At 56.5% G+C, this 469-nt stretch carries 1 protein-coding gene; it reads right to left on the bottom strand.

Translation table 11 applies throughout. The features are described from left to right. Window positions 1-469 (bottom strand): hypothetical protein (locus tag AC1D0P_RS29100; RefSeq protein ID WP_477679911.1); only part of this gene is annotated, 469 nt, incomplete at both ends.

Below are 469 nucleotides of genomic sequence, written 5' to 3'. Positions count from 1 at the left end.
CTCCAAGGTCGATCGAATCGACGGTGCCGCTGCCCGTGGTGACTTTGTCATTGCCATCGTAAGCAAGAATCGAATGGACCTTGCCCGACCCGATCTTGACGCTATTGTTGCCGCCAACAACGTTGAGCATGTCGACGCCGCCGTCGCCGATCGTGACGCGGTCAGCGGCATTGCTGCCCTCGTACATGTCTACATGCGTGTTGGTGAGCGTGACATTGTTGCCGAGACCGCCCGAAAGCGTCATCGAGCCAATCGTTGCTCCTGCGGATCCGGTTTTGTCGTTGATAACGGTCAGCAAGTTCGGGCTGTTGATGCCCTCGATATGCCGGATCATCCAGCCGCTGCTCGCGAGGTTCAGCGTGACCGTCACATCCTGCTTGACTTCACCGGAGTGGAAACTGACATAGTCGAGCTTGCTGCTCTTCCACGTATAATCGTCATCCAGGGTGAATTTCGATGAGCCATCGAG

It is taken from the genome of Polaromonas sp. P1_G2, from assembly GCF_056405515.1.
The sequence above is the reverse complement of the archived record's forward strand: the minus strand, read 5'-3'. Positions and strand labels throughout refer to the sequence as shown.